The following is a 24,859-nucleotide window of genomic DNA, read 5'->3' on the forward strand; positions in this document are numbered from 1 at the left end:
CTCGGAACCCTGCGAGTGAGCCGGATGGGCTTCGGGGCGATGCGGCTGGCATCCGCTGCGGCTTTCGGACAGGGCCCGAGCCGGGACCGCGCCGAATCCATCGCGGTGCTGCGGCGCGCTCGCGAGTTGGGGGTCACTCATTTCGACACGGCCGCGTTCTACTTCTCCGCACTGCGATCGGCCAACGAGTTGATCAACGCCGCGTTCCCCGACCAGGACGACGATCTCGTCATCGCCACCAAGGTCGGTCCGTCCCGGAACGCGTCCGGCGAATGGGCGGACCCGGCCCGACCGGATCAGTTGCGTGGGCAGGTGGAGGAGAACCTGCGCCAACTCGGCCGGGACCGGCTCGACCTCGTCTATCTGCGAGCCTTCGGCTCAGGCTCCGTCGGTGAGCACTTCGGCGCCCTTGCGGAGTTGCAGGCCGAGGGTCTCATCGGCAATCTGGGCCTCTCGAACGTCTCGACAGCACAACTCACCGAGGCGGCCGGTATCGCCTCGGTCGTCAGCGTCCAGAACCGCTTCGGGCTGGACCAGCGCACACCGGAGGCGCTGGCCGTCCTCGACGAGACGACCCGCCGACACATCGCCTTCGTGCCGTATTTCGCGATGGCGGGGACGGCAGGAGAGCGCGGACGCTCCGCTGAGACGAATCCGGTCGTGACGGACATCGCGAGCAGGCACGGCGCGAGCACGGCGCAGATCAGGCTGGCGTGGACCCTCCACCAGGGCCCGAACGTGTTGGCCATCCCCGGCACCGGCGACATCGCGCACCTCGAACAGAATGTCGCCGCCGCACGCATCCGCCTCAGCCGCGAGGAGCTCGACAGGCTGGAAACCAGCGCGCGTCCCCGGTGATCATCGGGTGGCGCGCCCTGCCATACTGACCGCATGACAGACTTCGGGGATCCGTCGAACGCGTCGTTGCGCCTCAGCCACGACGAACGGGAGCGCGCCGTCGCCGCGCTGCAGTCGCACGCCGCGCAGGGGAGGCTGAGCGAGGCCGAGCTGGAGGCGCGCGTCGCCGCCGCACGGTCGGCCGTCACGCGCGGCGACCTCCAGCCGTTGTTCTCCGACCTCCCGGGCGTGCTGCACTTGGATGGCGACGGCGCCGCACCGAGCGCGCCGGCTGCCGCCGCGTGGCAGGCGTCCCAGCCGGGGCCGAGCCCGTGGGGCTACCCGCCGGCGCCCGGCGAGCACGGCCGGCCGGTCACCCGCTGGGGGCTGCTCGTCGTCTCGATCATGCCGTTCGTCGCGGTCATCCTGTTCTTCCTGACCGGGATGGCCTGGGGCTACGCGTACAGCTGGCTGTGGTTCCTGCTCATCCCGCTCGCCGGCGCGCTCGTGTACGGCGTCGACGGCCGGAGGCGCTGACATTCGGCACGAATGGCGGCTTTCGCGCCGTCATTCGCGCCATTCGGCACGAATGTGGGAGCGCGTCAGCCGACGGTCGCGCCGAACAGCAGCCCCAGCAGGTACGTCGCGGCCGCCGCGCCGTAGCCGATCGCGAGCTGCCGCAGCGCGCGCTTCAGCGGCGACGCGCCCGACAGCAGTCCGACGATCGCGCCGGTCCCGAGCAGCACCAGGCCGACGAGCACGGCGGCGACCACGATCGCCGCGGTGCCGGTCAGCCCGAAGATGAACGGCAGGATCGGGATGAGCGCGCCGGAGGCGAAGAAGCAGAAGCTCGACACGGCGGCGCTCCAGCCGTTGCCGACGGCCTCGTGGTCGTCCTCGACGGCGCCGGGCACAGCGACCGGTGACGTGTAGGCGCCAAGGGTCGTCAGCACCTCGTGGGCGTGCTCCTGCGCCTCCGCCTGGTCCATGCCGCGCGCCCGGTAGACGAGCGTGAGCTCGTTCGCGTCCACGTCGAGGTGGGACAGCGCCGAGCTCGTCGCCGGGTTCGGGCTGGAGGCCTCCAGCAGCTCGCGCTGCGACCGCACGGACACGTACTCGCCCGCGCCCATCGACAGCGCGCCGGCGAGGAGGCCGGAGATGCCCGTGAGCAGGACGACGTGGCTCGGGACGCCGCTCGCGGCCACACCGAGGACGAGCGCGAGGTTGCTGACCAGGCCGTCGTTGGCGCCGAACACGGCCGCGCGGAACGTCCCGGAGAGCCGCTGCCGGCCGCGGGCGGCGAGCGCGCGCACGACCTCTTCGTGCACCTGCTCGTCCGCCGCCATCTGCGGCGTTGCGTCGGCGTCGTCCGAGTACGGCGAGCGCGCCTCCGCCCGCTGTGCGAGCGCGAGCACGAACACCGAGCCGAACCGGCGGGCCAGGAAGCCGAGCATCCGGGTGCGGATGTCGCCGCGCAGCGGGCGGCCCACCTGGTCGCCGAGGAGGTCGACCCAGTGCTGCTCGTGGCGGCGCTCGGCCTCCGCGAGCGCGAGCAGGATCTCCCGCTCCTCGCCCTCGCGACGGCCGGCGAGGTCGCGGTAGACGGCGGCCTCTGCACGCTCGTCGGCCAGGTACTGGCGCCAGCGCTTGATGTCGGCGTGCGTCGGGGTGCGCGGGACGGGGGAGGGCTCGGGGGTGCTCATCGGGTGACGAGTCTACCGGCGGCGGCGAACCGGTCGCCCCAGACGGCGGCCAGCTCGCGGACCTCGGGAGGCCCCTCGATCGTGAAGGGCGCGGCGACCGCGGCCAGCCCGAACAGCGCCCACTCGGGGGAGTCCGCGGTGATGCGAACGCGGGTGCGTGCCGTGCCGTCCGCCGCCGCGGCCTCGGGTGAGGCCTCCGCCCAGCGCCCGATGGCCTTCTCCACGTCGGCGAGCGGAGCCGCGATCACCGCGTCCACGACGAGGGATTCAACCGCCTCGGCGAGCGAGTCCCGGACGTACTCCGCGGCGTCGGCCGCAGGCAGGGTCCGCGGCCGGAACCGCGCTCCGGTCGGCCGCGGCTCGGCCATCCGGTCGAGTCGGAAGCTCCGCCAGTCGAACCGGCCGAGATCGTACGCGACGAGGTACCAGCGCCGCCCGACCGAGACCAGCCGGTGCGGCTCCACCGTGCGCTCCGACGGGTCCCCGTCCCGCCGCACGTACGAGAAAACCAGCCGCTCCTCGTCGCGGCAGGCCTGGGCGACGACGGTCAGCAGCTCGGCGTCGACCACCGGGCCGGGCCGCAGCTCGGAGGCGAGCGTGGCGACACGGAGGGCGTCCACCCTGCGGCGCAGGCGCGGCGGCATCACCTGCACCACCTTGGCCAGCGCCCGGACGGACGCGTCCGCGACCCCGGCGACGCCGCTCTGCGCCGCGGTGCGCAGGCCGACCGCGAGCGCCACGGCCTCCTCGTCGTCCACGACGAGCGGAGGCAGCGAGGCACCGGCGGCCAGCTGATAGCCGCCCGCGACGCCGCGCGTGGCGTCGACCGGATAGCCGAGGTCGCGCAGCCGCTCCACGTCGCGCCGGAGGGTGCGCGGCGACACCTCCAGCCGGTCGGCGAGCTCCTGGCCCGGCCAGTACCGGTGGGTCTGCAGGAGCGACAGGAGCTGGAGGGTGCGCGAACCGGTGCTGGCCATGCGCCCAGTCTGCCGCGTGAACCGGTCAGGATGTGTCCGCTATCGAAGGTCCTCCGTGTCGGAGTCCCGCGGGAGGAGGGCGGGAGCGCCGCGCTTGGACAGCGTCAGCACCGCCTCCGCGACGTGCTCGTTGCGCTCCAGCGACTGCGCGACCGCATACAGGTCGTCGGCGACGTCCGCCTCCCGGTCGTCGCCCACCAGGTCGACGGCCGCGACCAGGAACACCCGCTCCGGCCCCACGTACTCCAGGTGCAGGTAGGTGACCCGCTCGACCTCCGGGTGCTGGAGGATCGCGGCGAGCGCCGCTTGCTGCACCCGGTCCGGAGCCGGTTCGCCGAGCAGGAAGCGGCGGTTCCGGTCGATGAGCACGACCGCGACGACCGCCAGCAGGATGCCGACCAGGATGGAGCCGACCGCGTCGTACACCGCGTTGCCGGTGAGCTCGTGCAGCAGAACGCCGAAGAAGGCGATCACGAGCCCGATCAGCGCGGCGGCGTCCTCCGCGAACACCGCGCGCAGCGTCGGGTTCGACGTGCTGAGCACGTGCTCCAGCGTCCCGGTGTCGCGTTCGGCCGCCATGGACCTGGCCTGGCGGAAGGACTGGGCGAACGAGATGCCCTCGAACACGAAGGCCACGGCGAGCACGATGTAGTTGATCAGATAGTCCTTGTCCGGCTCGCCGGTGCCGAGCTGCGAGAGCCCGTGCAGGATCGACACGACCGCGCCCGCGGTGAACAGCCCGACGGCGGCGAACAGCGACCAGACGTACGCCTCCCGGCCGTAACCGCTGGGGTGGAGGTCGTCGCTCGGCCGGGCCGCGCGCCGCTCGGCTTGCAGCAGGAAGACCTCGTTGCCGGCATCCGCCCAGGAGTGCGCGGCCTCCGCCACCATCGACGCGGACCCGGTGATGATCGCCGCGACCGTCTTCGCGAGCGCGACCACGATGTTGGCGCCGAGCGCGAGCAGCACGGTGAACAGACTCTCCCCGGAGCGCTTACGGTTCGCCATGCCCGCCACACTACGACCGAAGGCCCCGATCTTTCGATCGGGGCCTTCGGTGTCTGTGTCCGAGGGGGACTTGAACCCCCACGCCCTATACGGGCACTAGCACCTCAAGCTAGCGCGTCTGCCATTTCCGCCACCCGGACGGGTGTTTTCCGGCCGCCGAAGCTTCCGGCTGCCGAAGAAAGACATTAGCACGAAACCGACTTCCGCTCTGACATCGTCGCGCACCCCGGGCGTGGCGTGACGGGCCGCCCGGTAGCGTTGGGGGATGACCGACTCCACCGACACCGCAGCGACCGGGCTGGACGAGACCGCGATCATCGCGCGCGACCTGATCCGCTTCGACACCACCAACTACGGCGAGGGCCGGTCCAACGGCGAGACCGAGGCCGCCGAGTACGTGGAGGCGCGGCTGAGCGCGATGGGCCTGGCCCCGCAGCTCTTCGAGTCCGACCCCGGCCGCACCAGCGTGGTCGCACGGGTGCAGGGGCGCAACTCCGCGAAGCCCGCCCTCGTGGTGCACGGCCACCTCGACGTCGTCCCGGCCGACCCGCGAAACTGGTCGGTGGACCCGTTCGGCGGCGTCGTCAAGGACGGCCTGCTCTGGGGCCGCGGCGCGGTCGACATGAAGAACATGGACGCGATGATCCTGACCGCGGTCGGCGACATCCTGGCCGCGGGCGAGCAGCCGGAGCGCGACCTGGTGCTCGCCTTCTTCGCCGACGAGGAGGACGGCGGCCGGCGCGGCTCGCACTTCCTGGTGGACACCCAGCCGCAGCTCTTCGCCGGCGCCACGGAGGCCATCAGCGAGGTCGGCGGCTACTCCATCGACCTCGGCGGACAGCGTGCCTACCTGCTGCAGACCGGGGAGAAGTCCCTGGTCTGGATCAAGCTGATCGCCCGCGGCCGCGCCGCGCACGGCTCCCGGCTCATCCGCGAGAACGCGATCACCCGGCTCGCCGAAGCCGTGCTCGCGATCGGCAGACGCGAGTGGCCGATCCAGCTCACCGACACCACGTCCCGCCTGATCGCCGAGCTCGGCCGCCTGCTCGACGTCGACCCGGAGCAGGTGGGCCCCGACGAGGTCGTGCTGCGCACCGGCACGGCGGCGGGCTTCATCCTCGCGACCCTGCGCGCCACCAGCAACCCGACGCTGCTGGACGCCGGCTACAAGCACAACGTCATCCCCGACACGGCGGAGGCGCTCATCGACATCCGCACGCTGCCCGGCGACGAGGACCGCGTGCTCGCCGAGGTGCGCGAGCTGGTCGGCGACGACGTGGAGGTGCAGATCATGCACCGCGACATCGGCCTGGAGGCGGAGTTCGGCGGCGAGCTGGTCGACGCCATCACCGGCACTTTGGAGCGGCACGATCCGGGCGCTCCCGTGCTGCCGTACCTGCTCTCCGGGGGCACCGACAACAAGGCGCTCAGCCTGCTCGGGATCACCGGCTACGGCTTCGCGCCGCTGCGGCTGCCGAGCGACCTCGACTTCCCCGGGATGTTCCACGGGGTCGACGAGCGGGTCCCGCTGGAGGCACTAGTGTTCGGCAGGTCCGTCCTGCGCGACCTGCTGCGCAGCTACTGAAAGAGCCTTCGTGGAATTCCTCAACGCCCTGATCCTGGGTGTCGTCCAGGGACTCACCGAGTTCCTGCCGATCTCCTCCAGCGCCCACATCCGCATCGTCGGGACGCTGCTCGGGACCGGCGCAGACCCCGGCGCCCGCTTCACCGCGATCATCCAGCTCGGCACGGAGGCCGCCGTGCTGCTGTACTTCTGGCGCGACATCACCCGCATCGTCACCCGCTGGTTCCAGGCACTCCTCGGCCGCATCCCGCGCAACGACCCCGACGCGCGGATGGGCTGGCTGGTCATCGTCGGCAGCATCCCGATCGTGGTGCTCGGCTTGCTCTTCCAGGACGCGATCGAGACCACCTTCCGGTCGCTCTGGATCGTGGCGACGACGCTCATCGTCTTCGGCGTCCTGCTCGGGATCGCGGATTGGGTGGGAGCCAAGACCCGCCGCCTGCGCGAGCTCACCTGGGGTCACGGCATCATCTTCGGCTTCGCCCAGGCGCTCGCCCTCATCCCCGGCGTCTCGCGCTCGGGCGGCACGATCACGGCCGGGCTGTTCATGGGCTACCAGCGCCGGGCTGCCGCGCGGTACTCGTTCCTGCTGGCCATCCCCGCGGTCTTCGGCAGCGGCCTCTACCAGCTCTACAAGGCGTTCAAAGAGCCGTGCACCGCGGCGCTCGAAGCCGCGGGCACCTGCACCGCGGAGGTCTTCGGCCCCGTCGAGACGGCGGCCGCGACGGTCGTCGCCTTCGCGGTCGGGCTCGTCGTGATCGCCTTCTTCATGGGCTACATCTCACGGCGCAGCTTCCTGCCGTTCGTGATCTACCGGATCGCGCTCGGCGGGCTGCTGATGGTGTTGCTCGGGACCGGCGTGCTGGCCGACTGACGGCGTCCCGACACGCCCGGGGAGCCAGGGCGGCCGGGTGAATTCGCGCGGGAATCAGCCCCGGCGCGGGTCGTCGCCCGCTTTGCCGTCGCGTCCGTCCCTGCCGTCGCGCCCGTCGCCGCGGCGGCGGAGGTAGCGCTCGAACTCCTGCGCGATCGCCTCGCCGCTCGCCTCGGGGGAGTCGACGGTGTCGCGCGCCTGCTCCAGCTGCTGGATGTAGGCGGCCATCTCCTCGTCGTCGGAGGCGAGCGCGTCGATGCCGGCCTCCCAGGCGGCGGCCTCCTCGACCAGCGACCCGCGCGGGATGGTGACGTCGACCAGCTCCTCCAGCTTGTCGATGAGCGCCAGCACGGCCTTCGGGCTCGGCGCGTTGTGCACGTAGTGCGGCACGGACGCCCAGATCGAGACGGTCGGGATGCCGACGTCCTCCGCCCCCTCGGCGAGCGCGCTGAGGATGCCGACCGGCCCCTCGTAGGTGGAGCGCTCGATCCCGAGCTCGGCCCGGACGGCGGCCGACTCGCTGGTGGCGAAGACGGAGATCGGACGGGTGTGCGGGACGTCGGCGAGCATCGCGCCGAGGAAGACGATCACGCCGATGTCCTCGGCGAGCGCCGCGTCCATGATCTCGGCGGTGAAGCTCTTCCAGCTCCGCGACGGCTCGGTGCCGAGCAGCAGGAAGATGTTGCCCGCGTTGTCGCCGGTCACGTCGAGCTCGGCGTCGCCGGCGAGCGCGTCGCCGACGCGACCGGGGCGCGCGGGGCCCATCACGACCGCGGACGGCCAGACCAGGCGCCGGCGGCCGTCGTCGTCCGTGACGACCGGACGGTTGAACTGGAAGTCGAAGTAGAGCTCCGGGTCCACCTCGGCGATCGGGACGACGTCGAGCTGCTCCTTGAGCGTCTTGACGGCGCCGCTCGCCGCTTCGCCTGCGTCGTTCCATCCTTCGAAGGCCACCACCAGGATGCGCCCGCCGAGGATGCTCTTCGCGTCAGTCACGTGGCCTACTCGTCCTCTCGTCGGCGCGCCGGTCGGCCGCCGTTCTCACCAGGATAGGCCCCGACCCCGTCGCGATAGACTTGCCGGTCGTGACCGATCTGACCACGAACCCGCTGCCGGCCGCTGTCTTCTGGGACATGGACGGCACCCTCGTCGACACCGAGCCGTACTGGATGGCCTCCGAGCAGGAGCTCGTCGGCTCGTTCGGCGGCGTCTGGACGCACGACGACGGTCTGCTGCTGGTGGGCCTGGGGCTGTGGAACTCGGCCGAGATCCTGCGCTCGCGCGGCGTGGAGCTGGAGCCGGACGAGATCGTGCAATGGCTGACCGAGCGGGTGCGGCAGCGGCTCGCCGAGCAGGGCGTCCCGTGGCGTCCGGGCGCGCGGGAGCTGCTCAGATCGCTGCGCGACCAGGGCGTTCGCACGGCGCTGGTGACCATGTCGGTCCGCAGCATGGCGGAGCAGATCGTCGCGGCCATCCCGTTCGACGCGTTCGACATCATCGTCAGCGGCGACGAGGTCGCCGACCCCAAGCCGCACCCGGCGCCGTACCTGCGCGCCGCCGAGCTGCTGGGCGTCGAGCCGGGCGACGCGGTGGCGATCGAGGACTCCCTGGTCGGGCTGTCCTCCGCCGTGGCCTCCGGCGCCGCGACGATCGGCGTGCCGCACATCGTGCCGCTGCCGGAGTCGGACGAGCACACCCTGTGGGACACGCTGGAGGGCCGCACGGCCGAGGACATCGCGGCCGTGGCCGCCGGGCGGCGCGCCGCTATCGATCAGGAGGACGCACGATGACTGAAGAGCGCCGCAGTTCCGGCCCGTTCCGGGTGGGCGATCGTGTCCAGCTCACCGGTCCCAAGGGCCGTATGAACACGATCACGCTGGAGCCGGGCAAGCTGTTCCACAGCCACCGCGGCGTGCTCGCGCACGACGCCATCATCGGGCTGCCGGACGGATCGGTGGTCGTCAACAACGCCGGCGTGGAGCACCTGGCGCTGCGCCCGCTGCTCAACGACTTCGTCATGTCCATGCCCCGCGGCGCGGCGATCATCTACCCGAAGGACGCCGCGCAGATCCTCGCCCTGGCGGACATCTTCCCCGGCGCCACGGTCGTGGAGGCCGGCGTCGGCTCCGGCGCCCTGTCGCTCTGGCTGCTGCGCGCGATCGGCCCGCAGGGCCGCCTGCTGTCGTTCGAGCGACGCGAGGAGTTCGCCGACGTGGCACGAGCCAACGCCGCGACCTTCCTCGGCAGCGACCCCGAGAACTGGACCGTCACCGTCGGCGACCTCCAGGAGGAGCTGACCGCCGCCGTCGAGCCCGCGAGCGTCGACCGCGTCGTGCTCGACATGCTCGCGCCGTGGGAGACCCTCGACGCGGTCACCGCCGCGCTCAAGCCCGGCGGCGTCGTGCTCTGCTACGTCGCGACCGTCACGCAGCTCTCCCGCGTCGCGGAGGCGATCCGGGCCACCGGCCACTACACGCACCCGCAGTCGAGCGAGACGATGGTCCGCGGCTGGCACGTGGAGGGCCTCGCCGTGCGGCCGGACCACCGGATGATCGCGCACACCGGTTTCCTGATCACCGCGCGCCGCCTGGCGCCGGACACGGTCCTCCCCGAGCTCAAGCGCCGCCCGTCGAAGAGCGACTACGACGACGCCGACGTCGAGGCCTGGACCCCGGGCGCGCTGGGCGAGCGGCAGTCCAGCCCGAAGAGCCTGCGCAAGCGGATGCGGGAGGCCGCGGCCAGCGCGACGCTCGCGCGCGAGGGCGGCGCGGGGGCCCGGGCGACGCCGACGCGCCCGGTGACGAGCGCGACCCGCACGTCGACTAGCATGGTTGAGGTCGTGAGGCGCGCCGCCTGAGACGACCACCCCCACCGCTCGCATCCAAGAACGCTCGCATCGAGAATGCCCGCATCGAGAATGCCCGCATCGAAAGAGGACCCGTGCGCAGAGCTACCGCACTCGGAAGATCGTCCGTCGCCCTCCTCGCCGTCGGCATCGTCGCCGCGGCGCTGACCGGATGTTCGTCCAACCCGAACGCCGACTGCGGCTCCGCCCTCAAGAGCGGGCAGGCGTCGGACCTGGTGAAGGCCTCCGGCCCGATCGGCAAGCAGCCGAAGATCAGCTTCCCGACGCCGGTCGACACCACGACCTCCGAGCGCACGATCCTCACCACGGGCACCGGCCAGCCGGTGATCAACGGACAGATGGTCGAGATCCAGTACACGCTGCTCGACGGGCAGACCGGCCAGGTCGGCGAGAAGGGCAGCTACGGCGGCGACACCACGCCGATCACCATCGGCAACTCCAACGCGGCGATCAGCAAGGGCCTGCTCTGCGCCCCGGTCGGCTCGCGCGTCGCCGTCGCGATCTCGCCGAAGGACTCCGGCGGGGCCGGGTCGGGCAACACGACCATCCTCGTCGCCGACATCGTCCACGCCTACCTCCCGGCGGCCAACGGCGCCGTCCGTCCCTCGGTCTCCGGCTTCCCGACCGTCGTGCTCGCGCCGACGGGCCAGCCGGGCATCACGATCCCGTCCTCCGGCGGCGCCCCCAAGACCGTCCGCACCGAGACGCTCAGGCAGGGCGACGGCGAGGAGGTCAAGGCCGACTCGCAGGTCGTCCTGCACTACACCGCGGTCGGCTGGGACCAGAAGAACGTCGTGATGAGCAGCTGGCAGAGCAAGTCGCCCGACATCGTGGTGATGAGCACCGGCCAGAGCGCGCTCAACCAGGCGCTGCCGCAGGAGGTCCTGAAGCCGCTGGTCGGCCAGAAGGTCGGCTCGCAGCTCGTCATCGAGGCCCCCGCGAACGGCAACGTCCCCGCCGCTGCCTGGGTGGTCGACATCCTCGGAGTCCGCTGAGTCCCGACTAGGATGGTCGGGTGCCCCGATCCTCGTCTTCGCCCGCGCGCGTCCCGGTCGAGGAGCGTCTCTTCAGCCTCGTGCTGGCGCTGCTCGCGACCGAGAACGGCCTGACGAAGAACGAGATCCTCTCGACCGTCCAGGGCTACCGCCAGCGCTACGAGGCGCACGGCGACAACAGCAGCCTCGAGCGTCAGTTCGAGCGCGACAAGGACGACATCCGCGAGCTCGGCGTCCCGCTGGAGACGGTCGAGTCGCCGGAGGCCGCAGGCAACAACCAGCTGCTGCGCTACCGCATCCCGAAGGGCGCATACGATCTCCCGGCCGACGTGGTGTTCTCCCCGATGGAGATCACCCTGCTCGGGCTCGCCGCCACGGTGTGGCGCGAAGGCTCGCTGTCGGGGGAGTCGCGCCGCGCGCTGATGAAGCTGCGCTCGCTCGGCGTGGAGGCCGACGAGCCGGTCGTCGGCTACGCGCCGCGCCTGCGCGCCCGCGAGAGCGCCTTCGAGCCGCTGAGCCAGGCGCTGGAACGCCACGCCATCGTCCAGTTCCCGTACCTCAAGCCCGGTGAGAGCGCGTCGCGCGTGCGCACGGTCGCACCGCTCGCGCTCGTGCAGCACCAGGGCCGCTGGCACCTGCAGGGCATCGACCAGGAGGCCGGAGGCTCGCGCACCTTCCTGCTCTCGCGCATGGTCGGGCCGGTCAAGGTCACGAACCGCACGTTCACCCCGGAGGGCGACGACTTCGCCGAGCGGGCGCTGGAGGACCTGGAGCGGATCTGGGCGGCGAACGTCGCCGAGATCGAGGTGACGGCGGGCACCGACGCCGCGACCCGGCTGCGCAAGCGCTACGGCGACGCCGTCCCGGCCGAGCACGAAGGCGAGGCGTTCCGGCTCACGGTGAACTTCTCGGACATCAACATCCTCGCCGACCAGCTCGCCGCCTTCGGCCCGGAGGTGCTGGTGCTGGCCCCGGAGGAGCTGCGCGGCAAGGTGGTCGAGCGGCTGGTGGCGGTCGCCGAGGCGCACGAGAGCGCCGCCGACGCGGGGAGGGGAGCGCCCGTGGCTGAGCGCAGACGCCCGATGCAGGCGCAGGACAAGCTGGCGTTCCTGCTCGCCCTGGTCCCGTACCTGATGGACCGCGACCGGGTCACCGTGGCGGAGGCGGCAGAGCACTTCGGCGTGGACGAGGAGAGCATGCGCGACGCAGTGCGGCTCATCGCCGTCTCCGGCATCCCGGGCGAGACGAACGCGTACCAGCCGGGCGACCTGTTCGACATCTCCTGGGACGAGTTCGAGGAGAACGACCGCATCGTCCTCACCCACCAGGTCGCGATCGACGACTCGCCGCGGTTCTCCGCGCGGGAGGCCGCCGCGCTGATCGCCGGCCTCCAGTACCTCACCGCGCTTCCCGAGAACGCCGACCGCGACGTGATCGGCTCCCTGATGGCCAAGCTGGCCCGCGGTGCGTCCGCCGCGCCGAGCCAGGTCGCCGTCGCGCGCTCCGAGTCGGACGAGGCGCTCGCGACCATCCGCGAGGCCGTCATCGCCGGCACCCAGCTCGAGTTCGACTACCTCAACTCGCGCGGGGAGCGGGAGCGCCGCCGCGTCGACCCGCTGCGCGTCGAGTCCGTCGACCAGGACTGGTACCTGCGCGGCTGGGACCACCTCCGCACCGCCATCCGCACCTTCCGCCTCGACCGCATCGACGGCCTGATGACGACGAAGGAGCCGATCACCTACCGGCCGGGCGACCTCAAGCTCCCGGAGACGCTCTTCGAGGGCACGCCGGAGGATCAGCTGGTCACCGTCGAGGTGTCCGCCTCCGCCATCCCGCTCATCGAGGACTACATCCCCGAGGGCGCAGCGCGCGAGGAGCGCGACGGCGTCATCCGCACGAGCGTGCGCGTCGCGCACTTCCACGGCCTGAAGCGCCTGGTCGCCGGGCTCGCCGGAGTGCTCACCGTGCTCGACCCTCCCGAGGCCCGCCGGCTCGTCGCAGAGTGGGCGCGTGCGGGCGCCGACCGCTACCGTTAGGCTCCCTGCATGCCGTGGTGGTCGTGGGTCGTCATCTGGGTCGTGCTCGTGCTCGGCCTCCTCGGCATGCTCGCGTTCTTCGCCTGGTGGCTGTTCCGCAAGGTCATGGCCGCAGGCCGCGAGGCGAGCGCGCTGATCGAGAAGGCGGACATCCTCAGGCAACGCTCGGATGACATGCGGTACACTGAGTTTCACAGCGCGGTCTTCGCCGACGCGGACGTGCTCCGCGCCGAACGCGAGCAGGCGGTGGCCGACCGTGAGGTCGCACGGCAAGCTCGCAGAGACCAGCGGGTCAGGCGCGGTAAAATACTCGTCAGGGCGGATCCGTTCCGCTACTCGTACTTGAACAGAAGGACGTAAATCATGCTCGGCGGCCTCACCGGATGGCACCTGCTCATCATTCTCGCGGTCATCCTCCTTCTCTTCGGTGCGCCCAAGCTTCCCGCCCTCGCGAAGAGCATCGGCCAGTCCATGCGCATCTTCAAGGGCGAGGTCGACGAGATGAAGAAGGACGGCAAGGACGACGGCGCGAACACCGACGCGTCGACCGCCGCCCCCAGCGCCTCTGCGCCCACCACCGCTGCGCCGACCGCCGACTCGACCGAGTCCAAGCCGAAGCAGTAGCTGCGTGGCCTCCACCAAGCGAGGCAAGAACCGCGAAGGCCGGATGTCGCTGGCCGAGCACTTCGTAGAGCTTCGTAAACGTCTGTTCCGCGCTGCGATCGGCCTGCTGGTCGGCGCGGTCGCGGGCTGGATCCTCGCCGGTCCCGTGATGGACGCGCTGCGCGCTCCGATCACGGAGATCGCGAAGCAGCAGGGCCGCGAGGCGCTGCTGAACTACGGCAGCATCACCGGGGCATTCGACCTGAAGATGCAGATGGCGATCACCATCGGCGTGATCATCTCCAGCCCCATCTGGCTGTGGCAGATCTGGGCGTTCTTCGTGCCGGCGCTGACGCGCAAAGAGCTCAAGTACGCCTTCGGCTTCTTCTTCACCGCGGTGCCGCTGTTCATCGCGGGAGGCGTGGCCGGCTGGCTGCTCGTGCCGCACATGGTCAGCCTCCTGACCAGCTTCGCCCCCGAGCAGGACGCGGCGATCATCGACGCCAAGACCTACATCGACTTCGTGACCAAGCTCGTCCTCGCGGTGGGCGTGGCCTTCGTGCTGCCGGTGTTCCTGGTGCTGCTCAACTTCGTCGGCGTGCTGAGCGCCAAGTCGATCATCGCCTCCTGGCGCTGGGCGATCATCCTGATCGCGCTCTTCACCGCCATCGCGACGCCCGCCGCGGACGTGCTCTCGATGTTCCTGCTGGCCGTGCCGATGGTGCTGCTCTACTTCGGCGCCTACGGGGTCGCCTGGCTGCACGACCGCCGCGCGGCCAAGGCGGCGATGCGGCTGGAGGCCGAGCTCGCGGCATAGGCTGGTCGCGTGACCGACCAGCAGCAGCTCTCCCCGGCCGAACGCTTCGCCGCCTCGCGGCAGCGGGCGCAGCAGCCCGTGCTGGAGACGTTCCGGGCAGGGCTGCGCTTCGACCTGGACCCGTTCCAGCGCGAGGCGTGCGCGAGCCTGGAGAACGGCCGCAGCGTGCTCGTGGCCGCCCCGACCGGCGCGGGCAAGACCATCGTCGCCGAGTTCGCGGTGTTCCTCGCCATGCGCGAGGCGAACGCGAAGGTGTTCTATACGACGCCGATGAAGGCGCTGAGCAACCAGAAGTTCCAGGAGTTCGTGGAGGCCTACGGGCCGGAGTCGGTCGGGCTGCTGACCGGCGACACGAACATCAACTCGCACGCCCGCATCGTGGTGATGACCACCGAGGTGCTGCGCAACATGCTCTACGCGGACTCCGACCTCCTCGGTGATCTGGCCTACGTGGTGATGGACGAGGTGCACTACCTGGCGGACCGGTTCCGCGGGGCCGTCTGGGAGGAGGTCATCATCCACCTGCCGCAGGCGGTGCGGATGGTCTCGCTCAGCGCCACGGTCTCCAACGCCGAGGAGTTCGGCGACTGGCTGCAGGCGGTGCGCGGCGACACCGACGTGGTGGTCTCCGAGGAGCGCCCGGTGCCGCTGGAGCAGCACATCCTGATGCGCTCCAAGCTGATCGACCTGTTCGACTCGTCGGGGCTCGCCTCGACCAACCGGGTGAACCCCGAGCTCGTGCAGATGGCGCGCTACGGCGGCCGGACGCTCTCCAGCCGGCAGATGCGCGATGTGGGGCGCTACCACTCGCGCGGCGGCCGCCCCGACACCTTCCGGATGAACCGCGCCGACTTCGTCCGGATGCTGAACGAGCACAACCTCCTCCCGGCGATCTTCTTCATCTTCAGCCGCAACGGCTGCGACGCCGCCGTCCGCCAGACCCTCCGCGAAGGCGTCCGGCTCACCGAGCAGCGCGAGCGCGACGAGATCCGCGCCATCGTCGAGGAGCGCTGCCGGACCCTGCTGGACGAGGACCTCGCCGTTCTGGGCTACTGGGAGTGGCTGGAGGGCCTGGAGCGCGGTGTCGCGGCTCACCACGCCGGCATGCTGCCCGCCTTCAAGGAGGTCGTGGAGGAGCTCTTCCGCCGGAAGCTGGTCAAGGTGGTCTTCGCGACCGAGACGCTGGCGCTGGGCATCAACATGCCCGCCCGCACGGTCGTGCTGGAGAAGCTGGAGAAGTTCAACGGCGAGGCCCGCGTGCCGATCACACCGGGGGAGTACACCCAGCTCACCGGCCGCGCCGGGCGCCGCGGCATCGACGTCGAGGGCCACTCCGTCATCCAGTGGGAGGACGGCCTCGACCCGCAATCGGTCGCCTCGCTGGCCTCCCGCCGCAGCTACCCGCTCAACTCCAGCTTCCGCCCCACCTACAACATGGCCGTCAACCTCATCGACCAGTTCGGGCGGGTGCGCACCCGCGAGATCCTGGAGTCATCGTTCGCGCAGTTCCAGGCCGACCGCGCGGTGGTCGACCTCGCCCGCAAGGTGCGCCAGCAGGAGGAGTCCCTGGCCGGCTACGAGAAGGCGATGGAGTGCCACCTCGGCGACTTCCGCGAGTACTCGCGCATCCGCCGTGAGCTCAGCGACCTGGAGAAGAAGGGCCAGCGCATCGAGAACGCTTCCAAGGCCGACCGCGAGCGGCGCCAGCGCCAGCTCGCCGCGCTTCGGAAGCGGATGCGGGAGCACCCGTGCCACCGCTGCCCCGACCGCGAGCAGCACGCCCGCTGGTCGGAGCGGTGGTGGAAGCTCAAGCGCGACACCGATCGGCTCAGCGCCCAGATCCAGTCCCGCACGGGAGCGGTCGCGAAGGTCTTCGACCGCGTCTCCGACGTGCTGCTGGAGCTCGGCTACCTGGCCGAGGAGGACGGTGAGACGGTGCTGACCGTGCACGGCCGCACGCTCAAGCGGATCTACGGCGAGCGGGACCTGCTCGTCGCCGAGTGCCTGCGCCGCGGCTACTGGAAGGAGCTGGACGCCGCCGGCCTCGCCGCGATGGCGTGCGCGCTGGTCTTCGAGCCGCGCCGTGACGACGGTCTCGCGCATGACCGCAACCTCCCGCGCGGCGCCTTCCGCCCGGCCCTGGAGCGCACCACCGACCTCTGGGCCCGGCTGGACGACCTGGAGCGCGACAACCGCCTTCCGGGCAGCGAGCCGGTCTCCACCGCGCTGGCGCTGGCGATGCACCAGTGGGCGCGCGGCGCGGCGCTGGACGTCGTGCTGCGCGAGGCCGACATGGCCGCCGGCGACTTCGTGCGCTGGGCGAAGCAGACGATCGACCTCCTGGACCAGCTCTCTCTCGTGGCGCAGGGCAACGTCGGCCGCACGGCACGGCAGGCGCTGGAGTCGATCCGCCGCGGCATCGTCGCGTACTCCGCCGTTGCCTGAGCGCACGGGAGCGGCGCCTGTGCGGGACACAGGGCCCGATGCCTTAAGCTCTCCCTTCGTGACCCGACGCCCACGCGCGCCCCGACGGCGGCCGCCCCTGCCGGCAGCGCCCCTGCCGCTCTGGCTCGCGATCGTCGTGGCCGTCGGAGCCGGGCCCGTCCTCGCGGCCGGCTTCCCGGGGCAGAACCTGTGGCCGCTGACGTTCGTCGGCATCGGGATGGTGCTGCTCGCGCAGCGCGGCCGCACGGCCGGAACCGCTTTCCTCGTCGGCTGGCTGGCGGGCGAGGCCTTCTACCTGGTGCACGTGTCGTGGACGTCGCTGTACCTGGGGCCGGTGCCGTGGGTCGCGCTCTCGACGCTCGAAGCCTTGTTCTGGGGCGCAGGCGGCATCCTCCTGACGTTGGCGTACCGCTGGGTGCCGCGGGCATGGCCGGGGATCGCGGGGCGTCTGGGGCTGGTGCCGGTCGTCGTCGCGGGACTCTGGGTGCTGCGGGAGTACGTGACGGGCAACTGGCCGTACGGCGGCTTCTCCTGGGGCCGGGTCGCCGAGTCGCAGTCGCTGAGCCCGTATGCGCCGCTGGTCGCCTGGCTCGGCATCTCCGGCCTGAGCTTCGTCATGGTCTGGCTGGTCGCGCTGCTGATCGAGCTGTTCTTCGCCGTGGACGTGCGCGCCGTCCTCCGCGGCGCGATCGCCCTGGGCGCGGTGGCGCTGGTGCTGGCCGTGCCGTCGTGGCCGGCGACCACGCACGGGACCACGCGGATCGCCGCGGTCCAGGGCAACGGACCCGCCGGGTACTTCGACAACGCCCCGGTGGGCGCGGTGCTGGACACCCAGATCACCGAGACGCTGAAGATCCCGTTCTCGCAGTCGTCGGGCGACAAGAAGGTCGACATGGTGGTGTGGCCGGAAGGCGCTGCGCTGCCGGATCCGACCCGCGACCCGGGGACGGCCTCCGTCCTCGACGCGCTCAGCCGGCGCTTCGGCGCGCCCTTCATCGTCGGGACGATCACCTACCGCGACGGCAAGTACTTCAACACCTCGCTGCAGTGGGAGGCGGGCAAGGGCGCCGTCGACTACTACGACAAGAAGCACCCCGTCCCGTTCGGCGAGTACGTGCCGGACCGATCGTTCTGGCGGCCGTTCGCGCCGTCGCTCATCGACCTCATCGGCCGCGACTACACTCCAGGGACCCGCGACAACGTCTTCGACATCGGGGGAGTGCGCGCCGGCATCTCGATCTGCTTCGACATCGTGGACGACCAGCTCCTCACCGACATGATGAACGACGACGCCCAGGTCATCCTCGCGCAGACCAACAACGCGGACTTCGGCGAGACCGACGAGAACGAGCAGCAGCTCGCGATCGCCCGGCTGCGCGCGATCGAGTCCGGCCGGGCCCTGGTGAACATCTCGACCGTCGGCAGCAGCCAGATCATCGCGCCGGACGGGAGGACGATCACCGAGATCCCGCCGTTCACGCCCGGCCACATGGTCGCGGACGTGCCGCTCGGCACCACGACGACGCCGTCCACGCTGCTCAGCCGCGGCATCGAGTTCTTCGTCGCGGGCCTCGGCCTGTTCGGCCTGCTGGCGGCGGCGCTGTGCCGCAGGCTGCCGCCTCCGGACACGAGAAAGCCGCTCCCACCGGAACGGTGAGAGCGGCTGTTCGGGATGCCGAGCGGCTGTGCCTGAAGATCAGGCGGTGTGCTTGTGCTCGGTCGTCCCGCGGCGTGCGCGCAGGTACTGCAGCCGCTCCTCGAGGAGCTCTTCGAGCTCGGCCCGGGTGCGACGCTCCAGGAGCATGTCCCAGTGGCTGCGCGGCGTCTTGACGTCCGAGTGGTCGATCTCGACGGGCTTGTCGTCGACCAGCAAGCGGGCCTCGTGGCCGCAGTGCTTGCACTCCCATCCCTTGGGAGGCTCGGCCTCGGCGGCGAAGACCATATCGGTCTCCGTGCCGCAGTCGGGGCACAGGTACGTATAACGGGAACGCGGAGAGTAGACGACGCCTTCTTCACTTTGTAAGCTCTGGGCGCCAAGCCTCATTCCGCGCAAACTGCGATCTGCCATCGTGTGGTCTCCTCTTCGCGCGAATCCTCACAGTTATAAACCAGCAAGCTGGGGATTCTCTTTCCGGACGCCGCCTTCTCTCAGTGGGCTCACAGCGTCGAGCTCGGCACGACGGTCTATTTTCGTGCGTCGACCAGGGCTTTCAGGAGGTCGCAGCGGTTGGTGACGATTCCGTCGACTCCCAGGTCGAGCAGTCGGGTCATGTCGGCGACGTCGTCCACCGTCCAGACGTGCACCTCGGCTCCGGCGGCCTGGATCGCGCGGACCGTGCGGGCGGTGACCAGGCGGACCGGGCCGCGGCGCTCCGGGATCTGCACGGCGGCGAACCCGCGCAGCGCCCGCCGGGTGAGGGGTCGCACCCCCAGCTTCGAACCGAGCAGCGCGGGCACGAACTCCGAGACCGAGGGCGACACCGCGACCTCGGGGAGGGCGGAGGTCGCGGCTCTCCTGCGCGCGGCCGAGAAGCTGGTGAGGAGGACCCGATCGGCCGCGCGCGTCTTCACGATCGCGGCGGCGGCCGGGGCCGCGGCGCGCTCGTCCTTGATGTCGATGTTGAAGCGCGCCTGCGGGAAGGCGTCCAGCGCCTCGGCCAGCGAGGAGAACGACTGGCCGTCGCCGAGCGGGAAGCGCCGCAGTTCGGCCAGGGTGAGCTGCTCCACGCGCACGTCGCGGCCGGCCACCCGGGTCAGGTCGGGATCGTGGCTGATCACGGCCTCGCCGTCGGCCGAGGCGTGCACGTCCGTCTCCAGATGCGTCGCACCCGCGCTCAGCGCCTTCAGGAACGCGAGCAGCGTGTTCTCCGGCGCCTCCACGGCCAGGCCGCGGTGCGCGATGATGCGCGGCCGCGGCCCGTCGAGGAAGGTCACGCCGGGGGAGCGGGCGGGGAAGTAGGACCGGTGGCGCCGGCGGCGGCTGCCTCCACGGACGGTGCGGCCTGGGTGCCGGCCGGGACCGCATCCAGCCCGGCCGCGGCCGCGCCCTTCGGTCCGAGCGCAGCACCGATGCCCTTCAGCGCCTCCGTGAGCTCGCTCGGGATGATCCAGAGCTTGTTCGCGGAGCCTTCGGCGAGCTTCGGCAGCGTCTGCAGGTACTGGTAGGCCAGCAGCAGGTTGTCCGGGTTCCCCTCGTGGATGGCGCTGAAGACCGTGGTGATCGCCTTCGCCTCGCCATCCGCGCGGAGCACGGCCGCCTTCGCGTCGCCCTCCGCCTTGAGGATCGCGGCCTGCCGCAGGCCCTCCGCGTTGAGGATCTCGGACTGCTTCGTGCCCTCGGCCGTCAGGATCAGCGCACGACGGTCGCGCTCGGCGCGCATCTGCTTCTCCATCGAGTCCTGGATGGACACGGGCGGGTCGATCGCCTTCAGCTCGACGCGGGATACTCGGATGCCCCACTTGCCGGTGGCCTCGTCGAGCACCAGGCGGAGCTGGCCGTTGATGTTGTCGCGGCTGGTCAGGGCGGCCTCGAGGTTCAGGCCGCCGACCACGTTACGGAGGGTGGTCGTGGTGAGCTGCTCCACGGCGCCGAGGTAGTTGGCGATCTCGTACGTCGCGGCGCGGGCGTCGGTGACCTGGAAGTAGACGACGGTGTCGATCGAGACGACCAGGTTGTCCTCGGTGATGACCGGCTGCGGCGGGAACGAGACGACCTGCTCGCGGAGGTCGATGAGCGGGCGCACCTTGTCGATGAACGGGACGACGACGTTGAGGCCGGGGGTGAGCGTCTTGTGGTACCGACCGAGCCGCTCCACCACCCCGGCCCGCGCCTGCGGGATGATCCGGATGGCGCGGAACAGCGTGACCAGCACGAAGATCGCGATCACCAGGATGATGATCGAGACGACGATGGTCGCGACGAGCTGGGTGACTTCGGTCACGTCAGGCTCCTCTCGGTGAGGTCGCCGGCTCCCGCCGACACCGGTGACGGGGCGACGACGGCCGTCGCGCCCTCGATGCTCAGGACGATGACATGCTCGCCGGGCACCAGTTCGGCGGGGCCGGACTGGGCGGGCGAGAGCCGCGCGGTCCAGGTCTCCCCGACGGACAGCTTGACCAGGCCCGCGGTGCGCGAGACGGTCGAGACGACGACGCCGTTCATGCCGATCAGCGCGTCCACGTTGCTCTTGGTGGGGTCGCCTCCGCGCTTGAGCCTGTGCAGCAGCGGCGGCCGGATGAAGAAGACCAGGACCACCGAGATCGCGGCCGCGATGATGAGCTGCAGCCACCATGGCGCGCCGAACAGCCCGGCGATCAGCCCGCCGAAGCTGCCGATCGCGATCATGAGGAAGACGAAGTCGAGCGTCAGCATCTCGATGATCACGAAGACGAGGATGAGGACGAGCCAGGCGATCCAGGCGAAGGACGTGATGTCCATGAGCGGCCCCCTCTCTACACATCACCATGTGTCTACACATCACTATGTACTTGCTAGAACGCTAGCATTCCCGCGGCCCACCGGACGGAACGCACTTGGTAGTCTCAGAAAGCCGTGTCGTCAATCGCTCTAGGAGTACCCGTGTCCAACGCTTCCGCGTCCGCCAGCCCGCTCGAACAGGGCAGCCTCACCGGCAAACGCGCCCTCGTCACCGGTTCGTCGCGCGGCATCGGCGCCGACACCGTGCAGTACCTGGCCGACGCCGGCGCCGCGGTCGCGATCAACTACCGCAACAAGGAGGCGCGCGCGGTCAAGCTGGCCGACGCCATCCGCGAGCAGGGCGGTTCCGCGATCACCGTCGGCGCCGACCTCACCGACCCGACCTCGGTCGGCGCGCTCTTCCGGGCGATCGACGCCGAGTGGGGCGGCCTCGACATCCTCGTCCTCAACGCGTCGGGCGGCATGGAGTCCGGGATGGCCGAGGACTACGCCATGCAGCTCAACCGCGACGCGCAGGTGAACGTCCTGACGTCGGCGCTGCCGCTCATGGCCGCCGGCTCGCGCGTCGTGTTCGTCACCAGCCACCAGGCGCACTTCATCCGCTCGACGCCGACCATGCCGGAGTACGAGGCGGTCGCGCTGAGCAAGCGGGCGGGCGAGGACGCGCTGCGGGCGCTGCTGCCGGAGCTCGACGCGAAGGGCGTCGAGTTCGTGGTGGTCTCCGGCGACATGATCGAGGGCACCATCACCGCGACGCTGCTCAACCGGCTCAACCCGGGCGCGATCGACGCCCGCAAGGAGGCCGCCGGCCGCCTCTACAACGTCGGCGAGTTCGCCGCGGAGGTCGCGTCGGCCGTGGTTGACCCGGTTCCGGCCGACCACACCCGCCTCGTCGGCGACGTCTCCAGCTTCGAGCCGATCAGCGAATGAGGGCCGCCGACCTCGAGCTCCTGACCGGGGTCTCGCGTCCCACCGTCCACCCGGCAGGAGGCCGCGCGGTCGTCTCGGTGACGCATCCCTCGCTCGCCGCCGACGCGACGATCGGCCAGCTCTGGAACATCCCGCTCTCCGGGCATGCGGCGCCGCGGCGGCTCACGCGCGGCTTCCGCGACAGCGCCCCGAAGTTCTCCCCGGACGGGCGCCTGATCGCGTTCCTGCGCGGCGGCCCGAAGTCGCCGTCCCAGCTCATGGTGGTCGACGCCGCGGGCGGCGAGCCGGTGGTCGTCACCGACCGCAAGCTGGGCGTGACCGAGTTCGCCTGGGCTCCGGACGGCCGCTCGCTCGCCTTCGTCAGCCGCGATCCCGAGCAAGGGCGCTACGGCACCGTGGAGGGCATCGACCCGAACGGGGAGCGGGCCCGCCGGATCGAGACTCTGAAATATCAGGCTAACGGACTCGGCTACATCACCGACCGGCGCTCGCACGTCTACCTCGTGGCCGTCCCCGACGTCTGGGCGGAGCCTCCGGTTGCGCCGATCGCCGAGGCCGACGGCTCGACCCGCCCGGCGCCGGCAGTGGCGACGCCGCGCGCGCTGACCGGCGGGGACTGGGACGACTCGACGATCGCGTTCTCGCCGGACGGCTCGACGCTCGCGTTCGTCTCCTCCCGTCACGACAGCCGGGACGACGACCTGCGTTCGAACGTCTTCCTGGTGCCCGTCGACGGCGGGCGCGAGCCCTCCGACGCGACGGGGGAGCACGGCAGCTTCTCGGTCGTCGCCGTCGCCTACGGCCTCAACGGCGCGCTCTACTTCAGCGCGCAGGACGTGGGCCAGGGCGGCAGGGACTTCGTGGCCAAGAACACCGCGCTGTACGTGATCGACCACCCGGGGCCGCTCCGCGCCTCCTGACGGATCCGGAGACGGTCGACCTCACCGAGTCGGACATCGTCGCCTTCCGCGACGACAGCGTGCTGGTGTGCGACCGCCGCCGGGGCGCGCTCGTCCTGACCGAGGTGAAGGCCGACGGCGCCACACGCAGGCTCACCGACGACCTCACCGTGGTGAACGGCGTCGGCGCGTCGGGCGAGACGATCGTGGTGAGCGTCTCGGACGCCGGCACCGCGGGCGACGTCGCCGTGATCGACGGCGACGGCCTCCGGCGGCTCACCGACTTCTCCCGCGCGCTGCGCGCGGCCGGCGTGATCGCCCCGCGCGAGCTCACGGTGACGGGCCGCGACGGCTATCCGATCCACGGCTGGGTGGTGGTGCCGGAGGGCGCAGGGCCGCATCCCGTGCTCCTGAACATCCACGGCGGGCCGTTCGCGGCCTACACCGCGGCGCTCTTCGACGAGGCGCAGGTCTACGCCGCGGCGGGCTACGCCGTGGTGATGAGCAACCCGCGCGGGTCGGCCGGCTACGGCCAGGAGCACGGCCGCGTCATCCGGCAGCGGATGGGCACCGTCGACCTGGCGGACGTCCTGGACTTCCTGGACGGCGCCATCGCCGAGACCCGGGGCCTCGACGCCGAGCGCGTCGGCGTGATGGGCGGCTCCTACGGCGGCTACCTGACGGCGTGGACGATCGCGCACGACCACCGCTTCGCCGCGGCCATTGTGGAGCGCGGCTACCTCGACCCCGCCGCCTTCATCGGCACCAGCGACATCGGCAGCTTCTTCAGCGACGAGTACACCGGCACCGATCCGTCCGGGATCGCGGCGCAGAGCCCGCAGGCCGTGGTCGACCGGGTGCGGACGCCCACCCTGGTTATGCACTCGTCCAGCGACCTGCGCTGCCCGCTCGGCCAGGCCGAGCGGTACTACGCGGCGCTGAAGCGCGGCGGCGTCGAGGCCGAGCTGGTGATCTTCCCCGGGGAGGACCACGAGCTCAGCCGCAGCGGCCGGCCGCGGCACCGTCGCGAGCGGTTCGAGATCATCCTGGACTGGTGGGACCGGTACGTGCCGGTGAAGCCCCGACGCTAGGCGGCGGCGGGCGCGGCGGGCGCCGCGGTGGTCTTCAGCGCCTCGCGCCCGAAGGTGAACGCGCGGACGATCCCGATGATGCCGAGCACGATCAGGGCGATCGCGGCGAACAGGATCAGGAACACCGCCGACGACGCCGGCAGGAACAGCACCACGAGACCGGCGACGATGCTGAGGATGCCGTAGGCGATCGCCCACCCGGCGGAGCGGGCGCGCCCTGCCTCCACCAGCGCCATCACGCCCTCGATGATCCAGCCGACGCCGATGAAGGCGAGGGCGAAGATCACCAGCACGGTCGCCGCGGTCGACACGTTCTTCAGGGTCACGACGGCGAGGAACACCAGCAGCACCCCGAGGATGATGTTCAGCGTGCGGATGCCGCCGCCGATGCCGCGGGCGAAGATCCCGACGCCGAGGCGCATGATGCCGGCGATGAGGAAGTAGATGCCGAGGAACACCGCCAGCACGGCGATGGTCTTCGCGGGCCAGAACAGCAGCACGACGCCGAGGATGACCGCGACGGCGCCGCTGACGCCCATCACGGCCCGGATGGCGTTGATGGCGGAACGCGTCATCTCCGAGGCGTCCAGCGAGAGGTCGCGGACGGCGGAGTCGAGAGGATCGGTGGAGGACATCGCACACACCTTTCAGTCGTTCGGCCACAGTGTCGGATGGCCGCTTACGCGCAGAATACTGAAAATCTCCTGTGCATATCAGACCCATTCTCGCGAGGCCGCGGTCACGGGGGAGGGAGC

The 24,859-nt window shown here is 71.1% G+C and carries 23 protein-coding genes, 1 tRNA gene and 2 pseudogenes; 16 read left to right on the forward strand and 10 right to left on the reverse strand.

Annotation, left to right across the window (positions count from 1 at the left end):
- The first annotated feature begins 24 nt into the window (after positions 1 to 24).
- Positions 25 to 858 (forward strand): aldo/keto reductase, encoded by an 834-nt coding sequence (locus ACQ86L_RS01540; RefSeq protein WP_434318964.1) that lies wholly within the window; start codon positions 25 to 27, stop codon positions 856 to 858.
- 33 nt (positions 859 to 891) lie between these two features.
- Positions 892 to 1,374 (forward strand): DUF1707 domain-containing protein, encoded by a 483-nt coding sequence (locus ACQ86L_RS01545; protein WP_434317390.1) that lies wholly within the window; start codon positions 892 to 894, stop codon positions 1,372 to 1,374.
- A gap of 65 nt (positions 1,375 to 1,439) precedes the next feature.
- Here ACQ86L_RS01545 and ACQ86L_RS01550 read toward each other — a convergent pair whose 3' ends face one another.
- The 4 genes from ACQ86L_RS01550 to ACQ86L_RS01565 form a co-directional block, all read right to left on the reverse strand.
- Positions 1,440 to 2,540: a VIT1/CCC1 transporter family protein gene (locus ACQ86L_RS01550; RefSeq protein ID WP_434317391.1), complete on the reverse strand. Its 1,101-nt coding sequence runs from the start codon at positions 2,538 to 2,540 to the stop codon at positions 1,440 to 1,442.
- Complete coding sequence (locus tag ACQ86L_RS01555) at positions 2,537 to 3,517, reverse strand: helix-turn-helix transcriptional regulator (RefSeq protein WP_434317392.1); 981 nt, start codon at positions 3,515 to 3,517, stop codon at positions 2,537 to 2,539. Before ACQ86L_RS01555 ends, ACQ86L_RS01550 begins: the two co-directional genes overlap by 4 nt.
- A 39-nt stretch (positions 3,518 to 3,556) precedes the next feature.
- Positions 3,557 to 4,525 carry a cation diffusion facilitator family transporter gene (locus ACQ86L_RS01560; protein WP_434317393.1) on the reverse strand — a complete coding sequence of 323 codons (969 nt, stop codon included), beginning with the start codon at positions 4,523 to 4,525 and terminating at the stop codon, positions 3,557 to 3,559.
- A 55-nt stretch (positions 4,526 to 4,580) separates the two neighbouring features.
- Positions 4,581 to 4,666 (reverse strand) — tRNA-Leu (locus ACQ86L_RS01565).
- A gap of 124 nt (positions 4,667 to 4,790) precedes the next feature.
- On the opposite strand from ACQ86L_RS01565, the gene ACQ86L_RS01570 reads away from it, so the two are divergent.
- Both ACQ86L_RS01570 and ACQ86L_RS01575 read left to right on the forward strand, forming a co-directional pair.
- A complete protein-coding gene (locus tag ACQ86L_RS01570; RefSeq protein ID WP_434317394.1) occupies positions 4,791 to 6,110 on the forward strand; it encodes a M20/M25/M40 family metallo-hydrolase in 1,320 nt (439 codons plus the stop codon).
- Between the two features lie 10 nt (positions 6,111 to 6,120).
- The gene (locus ACQ86L_RS01575) at positions 6,121 to 6,984 is read left to right on the forward strand and encodes an undecaprenyl-diphosphate phosphatase (protein ID WP_434317395.1); all 864 of its coding nucleotides are present in this window, start codon (positions 6,121 to 6,123) and stop codon (positions 6,982 to 6,984) included.
- A 54-nt stretch (positions 6,985 to 7,038) separates the two neighbouring features.
- Here ACQ86L_RS01575 and ACQ86L_RS01580 read toward each other — a convergent pair whose 3' ends face one another.
- Positions 7,039 to 7,980: a proteasome assembly chaperone family protein gene (locus ACQ86L_RS01580; protein ID WP_434317396.1), complete on the reverse strand. Its 942-nt coding sequence runs from the start codon at positions 7,978 to 7,980 to the stop codon at positions 7,039 to 7,041.
- An 89-nt stretch (positions 7,981 to 8,069) separates the two neighbouring features.
- On the opposite strand from ACQ86L_RS01580, the gene ACQ86L_RS01585 reads away from it, so the two are divergent.
- The 10 genes and pseudogenes from ACQ86L_RS01585 (at position 8,070) to lnt (ending at position 18,403) form a co-directional block, all read left to right on the forward strand.
- On the forward strand, positions 8,070 to 8,774 hold the full coding sequence (locus ACQ86L_RS01585) for an HAD family hydrolase (protein WP_434317397.1): 705 nt from the start codon (positions 8,070 to 8,072) through the stop codon (positions 8,772 to 8,774).
- The gene (locus tag ACQ86L_RS01590; RefSeq protein ID WP_434317398.1) at positions 8,771 to 9,841 is read left to right on the forward strand and encodes a tRNA (adenine-N1)-methyltransferase; all 1,071 of its coding nucleotides are present in this window, start codon (positions 8,771 to 8,773) and stop codon (positions 9,839 to 9,841) included. Before ACQ86L_RS01585 ends, ACQ86L_RS01590 begins: the two co-directional genes overlap by 4 nt.
- Positions 9,842 to 9,924: 83 nt before the next feature.
- On the forward strand, positions 9,925 to 10,845 hold the full coding sequence (locus ACQ86L_RS01595; RefSeq protein ID WP_434317399.1) for an FKBP-type peptidyl-prolyl cis-trans isomerase: 921 nt from the start codon (positions 9,925 to 9,927) through the stop codon (positions 10,843 to 10,845).
- Positions 10,846 to 10,865: 20 nt separating this feature from the next.
- A pseudogene (locus ACQ86L_RS01600) lies at positions 10,866 to 11,888 on the forward strand (helix-turn-helix transcriptional regulator); the annotation flags it as partial.
- Positions 11,889 to 11,927: 39 nt separating this feature from the next.
- Positions 11,928 to 12,881 carry a helix-turn-helix transcriptional regulator gene (locus ACQ86L_RS01605; RefSeq protein ID WP_434318965.1) on the forward strand — a complete coding sequence of 318 codons (954 nt, stop codon included), beginning with the start codon at positions 11,928 to 11,930 and terminating at the stop codon, positions 12,879 to 12,881.
- Positions 12,882 to 12,890: 9 nt separating this feature from the next.
- A complete protein-coding gene (locus ACQ86L_RS01610) occupies positions 12,891 to 13,241 on the forward strand; it encodes a hypothetical protein (RefSeq protein WP_434317400.1) in 351 nt (116 codons plus the stop codon).
- 3 nt (positions 13,242 to 13,244) lie between these two features.
- Positions 13,245 to 13,505, forward strand: a complete 261-nt coding sequence (gene tatA, locus ACQ86L_RS01615; RefSeq protein ID WP_434317401.1) for a Sec-independent protein translocase subunit TatA — start codon at positions 13,245 to 13,247, stop codon at positions 13,503 to 13,505.
- Between the two features lie 43 nt (positions 13,506 to 13,548).
- The gene (gene tatC, locus ACQ86L_RS01620; RefSeq protein ID WP_434318966.1) at positions 13,549 to 14,301 is read left to right on the forward strand and encodes a twin-arginine translocase subunit TatC; all 753 of its coding nucleotides are present in this window, start codon (positions 13,549 to 13,551) and stop codon (positions 14,299 to 14,301) included.
- 9 nt (positions 14,302 to 14,310) lie between these two features.
- Positions 14,311 to 16,746 (forward strand): DEAD/DEAH box helicase, encoded by a 2,436-nt coding sequence (locus tag ACQ86L_RS01625; protein ID WP_434317402.1) that lies wholly within the window; start codon positions 14,311 to 14,313, stop codon positions 16,744 to 16,746.
- A 58-nt stretch (positions 16,747 to 16,804) separates the two neighbouring features.
- Positions 16,805 to 18,403 (forward strand): apolipoprotein N-acyltransferase, encoded by a 1,599-nt coding sequence (gene lnt / locus ACQ86L_RS01630; RefSeq protein WP_434317403.1) that lies wholly within the window; start codon positions 16,805 to 16,807, stop codon positions 18,401 to 18,403.
- A 39-nt stretch (positions 18,404 to 18,442) separates the two neighbouring features.
- On the opposite strand, the gene ACQ86L_RS01635 is transcribed toward lnt, so the two are convergent.
- The 4 genes from ACQ86L_RS01635 to ACQ86L_RS01650 form a co-directional block, all read right to left on the reverse strand.
- Positions 18,443 to 18,814: an RNA polymerase-binding protein RbpA gene (locus ACQ86L_RS01635; protein WP_434317404.1), complete on the reverse strand. Its 372-nt coding sequence runs from the start codon at positions 18,812 to 18,814 to the stop codon at positions 18,443 to 18,445.
- 116 nt (positions 18,815 to 18,930) lie between these two features.
- On the reverse strand, positions 18,931 to 19,680 hold the full coding sequence (locus ACQ86L_RS01640) for a glycerophosphodiester phosphodiesterase family protein (protein ID WP_434317405.1): 750 nt from the start codon (positions 19,678 to 19,680) through the stop codon (positions 18,931 to 18,933).
- Positions 19,677 to 20,687, reverse strand: coding sequence for an SPFH domain-containing protein (locus tag ACQ86L_RS01645; protein ID WP_434317406.1), 1,011 nt, complete (start codon positions 20,685 to 20,687; stop codon positions 19,677 to 19,679). Before ACQ86L_RS01645 ends, ACQ86L_RS01640 begins: the two co-directional genes overlap by 4 nt.
- Complete coding sequence (locus ACQ86L_RS01650) at positions 20,684 to 21,184, reverse strand: NfeD family protein (RefSeq protein WP_345835121.1); 501 nt, start codon at positions 21,182 to 21,184, stop codon at positions 20,684 to 20,686. Before ACQ86L_RS01650 ends, ACQ86L_RS01645 begins: the two co-directional genes overlap by 4 nt.
- 141 nt (positions 21,185 to 21,325) lie before the next feature.
- Here ACQ86L_RS01650 and ACQ86L_RS01655 point away from each other — a divergent pair, with 141 nt between their 5' ends.
- Positions 21,326 to 22,114 (forward strand): SDR family oxidoreductase, encoded by a 789-nt coding sequence (locus tag ACQ86L_RS01655; RefSeq protein WP_434317407.1) that lies wholly within the window; start codon positions 21,326 to 21,328, stop codon positions 22,112 to 22,114.
- Positions 22,111 to 24,104 (forward strand): annotated as a pseudogene (locus tag ACQ86L_RS01660) (S9 family peptidase). Before ACQ86L_RS01655 ends, ACQ86L_RS01660 begins: the two are co-directional and overlap by 4 nt.
- Here ACQ86L_RS01660 and ACQ86L_RS01665 read toward each other — a convergent pair.
- Positions 24,101 to 24,739 (reverse strand): HdeD family acid-resistance protein, encoded by a 639-nt coding sequence (locus ACQ86L_RS01665; RefSeq protein ID WP_434317408.1) that lies wholly within the window; start codon positions 24,737 to 24,739, stop codon positions 24,101 to 24,103. The pseudogene ACQ86L_RS01660 and the gene ACQ86L_RS01665 overlap by 4 nt on opposite strands.
- Positions 24,740 to 24,859 lie beyond the last annotated feature (120 nt).

The sequence above is a fragment of the Leifsonia sp. P73 genome, assembly GCF_051059105.1.
Taxonomy (GTDB): domain Bacteria; phylum Actinomycetota; class Actinomycetes; order Actinomycetales; family Microbacteriaceae; genus Leifsonia.